At 65.8% G+C, this 10,529-nt stretch carries 12 protein-coding genes; 9 read left to right on the top strand and 3 right to left on the bottom strand.

The genetic code is table 11. The features are described 5' to 3' along the window. The 5 genes from ON44_RS20340 to ON44_RS20325 all read left to right on the top strand — a co-directional run. Positions 1 to 909, top strand: a 909-nt coding sequence (locus ON44_RS20340) for a glycosyltransferase family 4 protein (RefSeq protein ID WP_040692439.1), incomplete at its 5' end; no start/stop codon positions are given. Positions 910 to 937: 28 nt separating this feature from the next. Continuing rightward, a complete protein-coding gene (locus tag ON44_RS20335; RefSeq protein WP_040692438.1) occupies positions 938 to 1,981 on the top strand; it encodes an NUDIX hydrolase in 1,044 nt (347 codons plus the stop codon). Between the two features lie 238 nt (positions 1,982 to 2,219). Then, on the top strand, positions 2,220 to 2,345 hold the full coding sequence (locus ON44_RS53490; protein ID WP_281005263.1) for a hypothetical protein: 126 nt from the start codon (positions 2,220 to 2,222) through the stop codon (positions 2,343 to 2,345). A 218-nt stretch (positions 2,346 to 2,563) separates the two neighbouring features. Continuing rightward, positions 2,564 to 3,466: a pyridoxal 5'-phosphate synthase lyase subunit PdxS gene (gene pdxS / locus ON44_RS20330; protein ID WP_040692437.1), complete on the top strand. Its 903-nt coding sequence runs from the start codon at positions 2,564 to 2,566 to the stop codon at positions 3,464 to 3,466. A 235-nt stretch (positions 3,467 to 3,701) separates the two neighbouring features. Continuing rightward, positions 3,702 to 4,196 carry a WKL family lipoprotein gene (locus ON44_RS20325; protein ID WP_040692436.1) on the top strand — a complete coding sequence of 165 codons (495 nt, stop codon included), beginning with the start codon at positions 3,702 to 3,704 and terminating at the stop codon, positions 4,194 to 4,196. Between the two features lie 325 nt (positions 4,197 to 4,521). On the opposite strand, the gene ON44_RS20320 is transcribed toward ON44_RS20325, so the two are convergent. Beyond that, positions 4,522 to 5,142 carry a nucleoside/nucleotide kinase family protein gene (locus ON44_RS20320; protein WP_040692405.1) on the bottom strand — a complete coding sequence of 207 codons (621 nt, stop codon included), beginning with the start codon at positions 5,140 to 5,142 and terminating at the stop codon, positions 4,522 to 4,524. Positions 5,143 to 5,252: 110 nt separating this feature from the next. On the opposite strand from ON44_RS20320, the gene ON44_RS20315 reads away from it, so the two are divergent. Together ON44_RS20315 and ON44_RS20310 are read left to right on the top strand one after the other, a co-directional pair. Further along, positions 5,253 to 6,074: an acyl-CoA thioesterase gene (locus tag ON44_RS20315; RefSeq protein WP_040692403.1), complete on the top strand. Its 822-nt coding sequence runs from the start codon at positions 5,253 to 5,255 to the stop codon at positions 6,072 to 6,074. A gap of 139 nt (positions 6,075 to 6,213) precedes the next feature. Beyond that, complete coding sequence (locus ON44_RS20310) at positions 6,214 to 6,450, top strand: hypothetical protein (RefSeq protein ID WP_040692402.1); 237 nt, start codon at positions 6,214 to 6,216, stop codon at positions 6,448 to 6,450. Between the two features lie 69 nt (positions 6,451 to 6,519). On the opposite strand, the gene ON44_RS20305 is transcribed toward ON44_RS20310, so the two are convergent. Next, positions 6,520 to 8,211: an APC family permease gene (locus ON44_RS20305; protein ID WP_040692400.1), complete on the bottom strand. Its 1,692-nt coding sequence runs from the start codon at positions 8,209 to 8,211 to the stop codon at positions 6,520 to 6,522. A 218-nt stretch (positions 8,212 to 8,429) separates the two neighbouring features. On the opposite strand from ON44_RS20305, the gene pdxT reads away from it, so the two are divergent. After that, positions 8,430 to 9,080 carry a pyridoxal 5'-phosphate synthase glutaminase subunit PdxT gene (gene pdxT, locus ON44_RS20300; RefSeq protein ID WP_051182233.1) on the top strand — a complete coding sequence of 217 codons (651 nt, stop codon included), beginning with the start codon at positions 8,430 to 8,432 and terminating at the stop codon, positions 9,078 to 9,080. Positions 9,081 to 9,193: 113 nt separating this feature from the next. Next, positions 9,194 to 9,949: a YebC/PmpR family DNA-binding transcriptional regulator gene (locus ON44_RS20295; RefSeq protein WP_040692398.1), complete on the top strand. Its 756-nt coding sequence runs from the start codon at positions 9,194 to 9,196 to the stop codon at positions 9,947 to 9,949. Between the two features lie 84 nt (positions 9,950 to 10,033). On the opposite strand, the gene ON44_RS20290 is transcribed toward ON44_RS20295, so the two are convergent. Then, complete coding sequence (locus tag ON44_RS20290; RefSeq protein WP_040692396.1) at positions 10,034 to 10,240, bottom strand: DUF5988 family protein; 207 nt, start codon at positions 10,238 to 10,240, stop codon at positions 10,034 to 10,036. Positions 10,241 to 10,529 lie beyond the last annotated feature (289 nt).

Below are 10,529 nucleotides of genomic sequence, written 5' to 3'. Positions count from 1 at the left end.
CCCATGGCCTACACCAGGATTCGGCGCTGGATCGATGGCAACGACTTCGATGTGCTGCACATCCACGAACCGAACGCGCCGAGCCTGTCCATGCTCGCACTGAAGATCGCCGAGGGGCCGATCGTGGCCACCTTCCACACCTCGACCACGAAATCGTTGGTGCTGAGCACCTTTCAGGGTGTGCTGCGGCCCTATCACGAGAAGATCAGCGGCCGGATCGCGGTCTCCGAGCTGGCGCGGCGCTGGCAGGTGGAGGCGCTCGGTTCGGATGCGGTCGAGATCCCCAACGGCGTCGCCGTGCCCGCCTTCGCGCGGGCCCCGATGCTGCCCGGATATCCGCGCGCGGGCGGAACGGTGCTGTTCCTCGGTCGCTACGACGAACCGCGCAAGGGGATGGAAGTCCTGCTCGGTGCGCTGCCTGAATTGGTGCGCAGACATCCGGATGTCGAGATCCTCATCGTCGGGCGCGGTGACGAGGAGCGGCTGCGCCGCGAAGCCGGGCCGCTCGCCCGGCATCTGCGTTTCCTCGGTCAGGTGTCGGATGAGGAGAAGGCCTCGGCGATGCGCAGCGCGGATGTGTACGTCGCGCCGAATCTCGGTGGGGAGAGCTTCGGCATCATCCTGATCGAGGCGATGGCGGCCGGAACCGCAGTGGTGGCAAGCGAATTGGATGCCTTCCGTCGGGTATTGCGCGATGGCACGGCGGGAATGCTCGTCCCGGTGGGGGATTCGGTTCGACTTGCCGCCGCGCTGGACACCCTGCTCACCGACGATGTGCGCCGCGAAGCCCTGATCCACACCGCCAATCAGGTGGTCGGCGAATACGACTGGCCGGTGGTCGCCGAACAGATCCTGCGGGTCTACGAAACCGTCACCGTGGGGGATACGCGCGTGCGGGCCGCCGGATGATCGATAGCACGGTGAGGGCTGCTGGATGATTACGTTCTCCGCCACAACGGTTCTCGTACTCGCACTCATCGCCGCGGTGGTCGTCGCGATCGGTCTGTGGGCGGCTTCGACAGCGAACCGGCTCGACCGGTTGCACGTGCGGTCGGATCAGTCCTGGCAGGCCCTCGACGGTGCGTTGGCACGACGGGCGGTGGTGGCCAGGTCGGTCGCCGTGGCCATCGCGGGTCCGACAGCCGATTCCGCGCTGGTCGAGCAGGCCAAACGGCTCACCACACTCGCCGATCGGGCCGAGCGGGCGGGCCGTGCCGACCGTGAAACCATCGAAAATCAGCTCTCGGCAGCGCTTTCCGCGATCGATATCGCCCAGTTGCGCCCGCAGCAGGTCGCCGAACTCGCCGATGCCGAGGCCCGAGTGCTGATCGCGCGTCGCTTCCACAACGACGCGGTGCGCGACACCCTCGCCCTGCGCACCCGTCGCCCGGTCCGCATCCTGCACCTGGGCGGTACCGCGCCGCTGCCGACATATTTCGAGATCAGCGAACGCGCCACCCCGGCCGCATCGACCGGCCTGGTCGTCGATACGGTCCGTACCTCGGCGCGCGTGGTGCTGCTCGACGAACAGGACCGCGTGCTGCTCATGCGCGGCAACGACCCCAAAACACCCGACGTCTCCTTCTGGTTCACCATCGGCGGCGGCGTGGAACCGGGGGAGACCCTGCGCAGTGCGGCGGTGCGGGAGCTCTGGGAGGAGACGGGGCACACTGCGGATCCGACGGCCCTGCGCGGTCCTATCTGGCGGCGGGTCGCGGTATTCCCGTTCGACGGTGAACTCATCCGGGCCGAGGAGCTGTTCTTCGCCCTGCGTGTCCCCGCCTTCGACCCCAAGCCGGGCAATCTCACCGCGGTCGAGCGACGCAGCATCACCGACAACAAGTGGTGCACCGGGTCGGACATCGTCACCCTGGACCACACCGGTGAGACCGTTTACCCCTACCACCTGGACCAACTGCTTCCCGAAGCAGCCAAAGCCGCGTCGGGTGACTCCCATCCCGAGGTGCGGTCTATTCGGTGATCGGGGCTGCCCTGAGCGCCAATTCTGCCTCGATCGCGGGGCTTCCCGCGGAATCGGCGAGAGAATGGGTGCTCAGGCCGATCACCTCCCGCGCCTGCGATCAGCGTGCGCGCGTGGATCTTTCGGCTGTGATGTGTTTCACGATCGTGATAGCGTCGCGACTGGATTGCTGCCGCCTGGGTAGTGCTGGTGGGGGAGCGCTACCGGGGAGTTCTGGTGGTACTTCCACTGCAGTGAGATGGTCCGTTGGCGTGTGGAAGGTAAGCAGTACATGTCCTACCTGTTGTTCGATTTCCTATTGCCGTTGTTGGGTTCCGATGCCGCGGGGTATTGGGCCCAGTTGCTGGTAGTCGGCCCGCTGTAGTTCCCGTCGGGTGTTCGTCGGGGCGGCGCAAGACTTGCGTCGGCCCCGACGGATCCGCCTCGCGACCGGTCCAGTGGTTGCGGACCGGACGCGGACCCGCTGGTCGGGGCAAGGCCAGTGGTGCCCAACTGGCTATCAAGTGGCCTGATCGGCCCGCCTAGAATCGGTGGCGTTAGTTCCAAGCGACCCGATTGGCGCACATGACTCAGGAGTTTGCCGTGACCACGCCCGAGACCACCAACACCATCGGCACCGCCCGTGTGAAGCGCGGGATGGCCGAGATGCTCAAGGGCGGGGTGATCATGGATGTCGTCACCCCCGAGCAGGCGAAGATCGCTGAGGACGCCGGCGCGGTCGCGGTGATGGCCCTGGAGCGTGTTCCGGCCGATATCCGCGCACAGGGCGGCGTTTCCCGGATGAGCGATCCGGACATGATCGACGGCATCATCTCCGCCGTCTCGATTCCGGTCATGGCCAAGGCGCGTATCGGCCACTTCGTGGAGGCGCAGATCCTGCAGAGCCTCGGCGTCGACTACATCGACGAATCCGAGGTGCTGACCCCCGCCGACTACGCCAACCACATCGACAAGTGGAACTTCACCGTTCCGTTCGTGTGCGGTGCCACCAATCTGGGCGAGGCGCTGCGCCGGATCACCGAGGGCGCGGCCATGATTCGCTCGAAGGGTGAGGCGGGTACCGGCGACGTCTCCAATGCCACTACCCACATGCGCAAGATTCGCGCCGAGATTCGCAAGCTGTCGTCGCTGCCCGAGGACGAGCTGTTCGTCGCCGCCAAGGAGTTGCAGGCGCCGTACGAGCTGGTGCGCGAGGTCGCGCAGACCGGCAAGCTGCCGGTCGTGCTGTTCACCGCGGGCGGTATCGCCACCCCCGCCGACGCCGCGATGATGATGCAGCTCGGCGCCGAGGGTGTGTTCGTCGGTTCGGGCATCTTCAAGTCCGGCAATCCGGCCGAACGCGCCGCCGCCATCGTCAAGGCGACTACGTTCTACGACGACCCGGATGTGCTCGCCAAGGTTTCGCGCGGTCTGGGCGAGGCCATGGTCGGCATCAATGTCGAGGAGCTGCCGGTCGATCACCGGCTGGCCGAGCGCGGTTGGTGATCTACCGCTGAATCGAATCGACGCCCGCGGCACCGGGGATCGCTTGATCCACTGCTGCGGGCGTTGCTCGTCCTGGGTGATGAGGGAGAAGCTGTCGCGGCCCTCACAGTTGTCTTATGCCCGCCACAGAGTTGGTGGCTAGCTTCGGAATTCGGTGCACGTCGGCGGCCGCGCGGGCAATTGGCGCGGCACCCGTCGGGGTCACGGACCTGTCCGAATGGCAAAGGATGATCAGTTGAAGCTTCGTAAGACCGGACGTGTCGCGATCGCGGGTCTGGCCGCCGTGGCCGCCCTCAGCCTGTCGGCATGTGGCGGCGACGACTCGAAGACCGCGACCACGCCGACCAAGACCTCGACCAGCGTCACGAAGTCGAATGCGAACCTCCCGCCGACCCCGAGCGTCGCCGACCTCAACGCCCAATTGCTCCGCGCGCTGGACCCGTCGGTGCCGAGTTCGGAGAAGTTGGATCTGGTGCAGGGTGCGCAGGCCGATCCGGAACTGCCCAACCGCCTGGCGCAGGCCTTCCAGCAGGCGGGCGCCAAGGCCGAGGTCACCGAGGTGAATGCCTTCGGTGACGCGCTCAATGCCAAGGCGAAGTTCACCGTCAACGGCCAGGAGAACATCGTCGACGTGCCCTTCGTTGCCGAGGACGGCAAGTGGAAAGTCGAAAAGAGCTGGGCCTGCACCATGTTGAGTAACCTCGGTCAGCAGTCGACGGCCTGCGGCTGATCCCTGATCCCGGCCGCAGTGGGTTCGGCCGGGGGAGTGGGTGATTCGAGGCGGCGAGCATCTTGCTCGCCGCCTCGCAGCGTCTCATCGCGAAGAGTCGTGCGCTTTCCAGGGATTCGCATCCGCCTGCTGGCTCTCGTTGCGGATCGCGAAAAGGAGGCTTGTGCTCCAGCGAAGGCATGCTGATACGAAGATATGCGCATTTAAGTATGTAATTCACGCCGTGCTCGAAATCCGGAAATGTCTGTCTCCCAACAAAACTGCAAGGAGGGGGAGGGGCGGCCAGTGTTCTCGGGTGGGTACGACTATCGGCGGGCGGTGTGGTCTATTCGATGTCGTCTATTCGGAGCGCCGGACGATCGGGGTGGTCCCAGCGAATGAAAAAGGTTGGGGTGCTGGGGTTGTCGCGGTCGTGGCGGAGGAGGGCGGGGATGGTCCACCGGTCGTCGGGTGGGGTGCGGCGGTGGAGTGCGGGTTCGGACATGTCGAGGTGGACGATCAGATCGAAGTCGAGGCCGCGGCCCAAAAGCATGGGACCGGCGACGAGCAAGACAGTGCCCGGGGCGGCGGTGCGGATGGGGGAGCGGGCCGAGCGGTCGCGGTCCTCGTCCCAGAGCGCGGAGAGCCAGCTTCCGTCGTGGCGCAGCGCCCGGATGACTTCGCGGTCGAGTGCGGCGTAGTCGAACCAGGCGGTGCGGTAAGAGAATTCGTCGGTGCGGCCGAATTCCATGCGGAGTGAGGCGGGGCGGATGTAGTCGTGCAGCGAGACGACTTCGGCGGCGCGGCCGATGTCGCGCAATGCGGTGGCGATGCGGTCCGCGATCGCCACGGGTTCGGCCGCGTCGGCTCCGTCTATGGCGATCAGCGTCTGCCCGTCGAGCTCGAGGATGCGGTTGGTGATGAGTTCGACGAGTCCGTCCCGGGTGATCGGATCGAAATGCGGCACCGATCCATTCCATCAAATCGCGCTGTCGAAGGCCGTTCTGGGCGGCGGACGTGGCCATTGCCAAGAGGTCACCGACAGGTCGCGTCGGCGCTCGGGATAATCTCGGCCCCATGGCGACAATCGAAGAGGCGCTGGAGATCGAGCGGCTCGAGCGGGACATCTTCCGTGGCGCGTCCACCAAGACCCAGCTCGTACGCACATTCGGCGGACAGGTTGCCGGCCAGGCGCTGGTGGCGGCGGTGCGGACGGTGGAGCCGCGGTTCCAGGTGCATTCGCTGCACGGGTACTTCCTGCGGCCCGGAAATCCGGAAGAGCGGACCGTGTACCTCGTCGAGCGGATCCGTGACGGCCGGTCCTTCTGCACCCGCCGGGTCACCGGCGTACAGGACGGCGCCGCGATCTTCACCATGTCGGCGTCGTTCCACGTCGGTGACGCGGGTCCGGAACATCAGGACGAGATGCCGTCGGTGCAGGGGCCGGATGACCTGCCCGACGCGAGCACGACGATGAGCCCCGAGCGGCTGTGGGCCATGCGCGAATGGGAGCACTGGGATATTCGCACCGTTCCGCAGGATGTGGTGACCCGCCGCGACGGCGTCGTCTCCCCGCAGCAGGTGTGGTTCCGCTACCGGCATCCGCTGCCCGACGATCCGGTCGTGCACGTCTGCACCCTCGCCTACATGAGCGATATGACCCTGCTCGGTTCCTCGAAGGTCACCCATCCCGATGAACCGACGCAGAACGCCTCGCTCGATCACGCCATGTGGTTCCTGCGCCCGTTCCGTGCCGACGAGTGGCTGCTCTACGACCAGTCGTCCCCGTCCGCGGGTTTCGGCCGGGCGTTGACCGGCGGCAAGATTTTCAACCGCAAGGGTGAGTTGGTGGCAGCGGTTGTGCAGGAAGGCTTGATTCGCACATTGCGCGGGGAGTGAGCGCCCCGTACGCGCCCTATTCCCAGTATTGGGAAATGCCGAACGGTCTGTATTTATCCGGGCTGCTCGTAGACTGCCGCGCAAAGAAGTCGCCGACCAGGAACGACGGTTTCAATGCGTCAAGAATGGAGGCAGGAATGTGGCTGTCGGGAGCTTTTCCTACCAGAACGGATCGGGCTATTCGGATCGGATCGATAATCCGGACGAGTACCGGACCTACAACATAGCCATCGGCCGGGGAGCGGCGGACAACCAGACGAATGCAACGGTCTGGCTGTACGCCCGGACGGACGGCCAAGGGGATTCGATCTACCTCGACCCGGGCACCAGCACCTATGTGAGCTCCGGTTACCAGAGCTGCAAATTCACCAGCTGACCCGGATCGACCACGGTGGCGTGGGTGTGGCCGACCCACACCACCGCGGCCGGATCAGCCGCGTCGGGCTCAGACCACCTGCACGCGCAGGTGGCAGACCACCGTGTCGGCCATCCGACGGAGTTCGCGCTCGAGTTCGTCGCTGCGGTGGCTGGGCAGCACCCGGTCCCAGCCGCCCGGCGGATCGATCTCTGCGATGACGACGACCTTGCGTCGTCCGGCGAAATTTTCACGGACATAGCGGGCGACGGGTCCGCCGACGGTGGCATCGCTGTCCTCGAGCAGGACCAGCCGGACCTCGGGATGCCACGCCTCCCAGGCCTTGGTGAACGCCTTGACCGATTCCCCCGGCAGGCAAACATGCACGGCGACAATGTCTTTGCCGATGGACATGGCGGCCGAGAGCGCCTCGCGGCTGAGTTCGGAGACCTCGGAGATCGGCACCACGATCGCGGTGCCGGTGGCCTGGGGCTGGTCCGGGATCGCGCCATTGCCGCGGCAGCCGCCGATTCTGGTGTAGGCGCCGCGGATCCGCTCCATGCCGAGCACGAGCGCGGGCAGCACCAGCACGATGAGCCACGCGCCGTCGGTGAATTTCATGGCGGTGGTGACGATCGCGGCGATGCAGGTGAGTAGTGCGCCGAAACCGTTGAGTGCGATCCGCCAGTACCAGCCCGCGGTCCTGGTCTGCCACCAGTGCCGGACCATACCGGTCTGGGCGATGGTGAAGCCGACGAAGACGCCGATCGCGAACAACGGAACGAGCGCGTTCATATTGCCGCGTGCCGCGATCAACAGCACTCCCGCCGTAAGGCCGAGGGTGAGTACGCCGTATCGGTACACCCGACGTGGCGAGGCGACCGCGAACCGGTGCGGTAGGCAGTTGTCGTCTGCCAGGATTCGGGTGAGCGTCGGGAGCCCGCCATAGGAAGTGTTGGCGGCCAGGGCAAGCAGCGTGACGGTCGCGAATTGCACAACGTAGTAGCCGATTCCGTGCCCGAGCGCCGCCTGGGTGAGTTGGGACAGCACTGTCGCGCCCTCGATCGGCCGCACCGAGAATTTCTGGATGAGCACCGCGAGCCCGATCAACATGATGCCGAGTAGTGCGCCGAGCGCCACCTCCGCCCGCTGCGCGCGTTTTACCTTCGGCGTAGCGAAGCTCGGCACCGCATTGGCGATCGCCTCGACGCCGGTCAGTGCCGCGCAGCCGCTGGAGAATGCCTTGAGCAGCAGCAAGACTCCGACGGTGTGAATATCACCGACGGCTGCGGTCCCGGTGGTGATGTCGGCCGGTTCGGAGCGCATCAGTCCGCCGATAATGACGGCGAAGATACCCGCGACGAAGACGATCGTGGGAATCATGAAGGCGCGCGCGCTTTCACGGATGCCGAGCAGATTGAGCGCGGTGACCCCGACCGATATCGCGATGCAGATTCCCACCGTGTACCCGTGCAGCGCCGGGAATGCCGAGGTCAGGGCCGCGACACCGGCCGCGATCGAGACCGCGACATTGAGGATGTAATCGACGATCAAGGAGGCCGCGGCGACCAGGCTGGTGCGGTGGCCGAGATGTCGTTTGGCCACTGCGTACGCGCCGCCGCCGTCGGGGAAGGCCGCGATCACCTGCCGGTAGGAGGCCACCAGTACGGCGAGCAGGGCGGCGATCGCGATGGTCACGGGCAATGTCATGCCGAGTCCGGCGCCACCGGCGGTGGCCAACACCAGCACGATCGCTTCCGGACCGTAGGCGACCGATGCCATCGCATCGAGGGAAAGTCCCGCCAAGCCGGTCGAGACGGTCAACCCCCGGCGCCTCGGGACAGTATTTGCTTCCGCACGCGGCGCGGGCGCCCTGCGCGGCAAGACGGTAATCACATCAGTGAGTGTCGACCGCTTTCGGGCGAATGAACCCGGTCTTGACGCAACGTTGACGGCCACCGTGAGCAGGGCCACAGCGCCGCGCCTCGTAAGCTCATGGCGTGAACGCATCGGTCGCCTCGCCCGCAACGGGCGCGCAGCGCAGTCCCGACCGGCCCATCATCGGTGTCCTGGCCCTGCAGGGTGATGTGCGCGAACATGTCGCGGCACTCGCGGAATGCGGTGCGCAACCGGTGCTGGTACGCCGCGCGTCCGAGCTCGCCGCGGTGGATGCGCTGGTGCTGCCCGGCGGCGAATCGACCGCCATCAGCAAGCTGCTGGAGGTCTTCGAACTCCTCGAACCGGTGCGCGCGCGGCTGCGGGAAGGTATGCCCGCCTTCGGATCCTGCGCCGGGATGATCCTGCTCGCGTCCGAAGTGCTCGACACGCGCCCTGACGCCAAGCATCTGTCCGGTATCGATATGACGGTGCGACGCAATGCCTTCGGCCGTCAGGTCGACTCGTTCGAGACCGATCTGGACTTCGCGGGCCTGACCGACGGCCCGGTGCGCGCGGTATTCATCCGGGCACCGTGGGTGGAGCGGGTCGGCGCGGGCGTCGAGGTGCTGGCCACGGTTCCCAGTGGCCCCGCCGCCGGGCGCATTGTCGCGGTGCGTCAGGGCAAGGTGGTCGCGACGTCGTTCCATCCCGAGGTCACCGGCGATTTGCGGGTGCATCGGATGTTCGTCGATCTGGTTCGCGCCGCCGAGTAGTCGCCCTCAGGAACTTGCCGTAACCGGACGAGTAGGCTGAGAGAGTTGTCTACCCGGCCGGTGCGGGTACCGTGCGCACGATCAGACGTGCTGTCGACTGGAGGAAGTAGGGAATGAGCGGCCACTCCAAATGGGCCACCACCAAGCACAAGAAGGCGGGGATCGACGCGAAGCGCGGCAAGCTCTTCGCCAAGTTGATCAAGAACATCGAGGTGGCGGCCCGCACGGGTGGCAGTGACCCGGCGGGAAATCCGACGCTGTACGACGCCATCCAAAAGGCGAAGAAGTCGTCGGTTCCGAACGACAACATCGAGCGTGCCCGCAAGCGCGGCGGCGGTGAAGAGGCCGGCGGCGCCGACTGGCAGACCATCATGTACGAGGGCTACGGCCCCAATGGTGTCGCGGTGCTGATCGAATGCCTCACCGACAACCGCAACCGCGCCGCGGGCGAGGTGCGTGTGGCGATGACCCGCAATGGCGGCAATATGGCTGATCCGGGTTCGGTTTCCTACCTGTTCCACCGCAAGGGCATCGTGACCCTGGAGAAGAACGGGCTGTCCGAGGACGATGTGCTGCTCGCCGTGCTCGACGCGGGCGCAGAAGAGGTCAACGACCTCGGTGATTCCTTCGAAGTCATCAGCGAACCGTCGGATCTGATCCCGGTGCGCAAGGCGCTGCAGGACGCCGGAATCGATTACGACTCCGCCGAATCCGGCTTCCAGCCGTCGGTATCGGTCGCCGTCGACATCGACGGCGCGCGCAAGGTTTTCAAGTTGGTCGACGCGCTCGAAGACAGCGACGACGTACAGAACGTCTACACCAATGTGGACATCTCCGACGAGGTCGGCTCCCAGTTGGAACAGGACTGACGCAACCATCATCGACCGGTGCCTCGGGGCGGTCCGCAGCGATGCGGACCGCCCCGAGTGTGTTCCGCACCCGGCGTGTACTGGTTATTCCGCGATTCGTGTCCGATCGGACCATTCGTAGACCCGCAGCCGCCCCTCGGGCGTATCGGCCTCCCGATTGGTGACCTTGAAGTGCTCGTATCCGCCGCGGTATTCGACTTTGAGCTCGACGCCGGGCGGTGTGATCGGAACGATGCGAGCGGGCAAGTCTTTCGGCCCACCTTCTAGGACAGCCTTCACAACATTGCTCATCCTTCGGATGGTAGGTCTCGGATGTGATGCACGCCACAAACGCGGCCGAACGACCGCGTTGTCCCGGGGGGAATTTCGATGCCGTGCCTGGCGGAGTCCGATACAACCGACCAATGGTTGCTAAAAGTTAGCCAATTGTATTTCTGGATTCGGGGCAACTGGTCGCCGCTGTCCATGTCTGCGGTGTAACGATTGCGGTTCGCTTGCTGATGTACGAATCGAGGGCCGCGGCAGACCGCCGCGGCCCTCGATAAGGCTCCTGCGCACCGAGAACTTGTCCCGCCCCGGA

This window comes from Nocardia vinacea NBRC 16497 (genome assembly GCF_000308835.1).
In the GTDB taxonomy this organism is placed as follows: Bacteria; Actinomycetota; Actinomycetes; order Mycobacteriales; family Mycobacteriaceae; genus Nocardia; species Nocardia vinacea.
The sequence above is the reverse complement of the archived record's forward strand: the minus strand, read 5'-3'. Positions and strand labels throughout refer to the sequence as shown.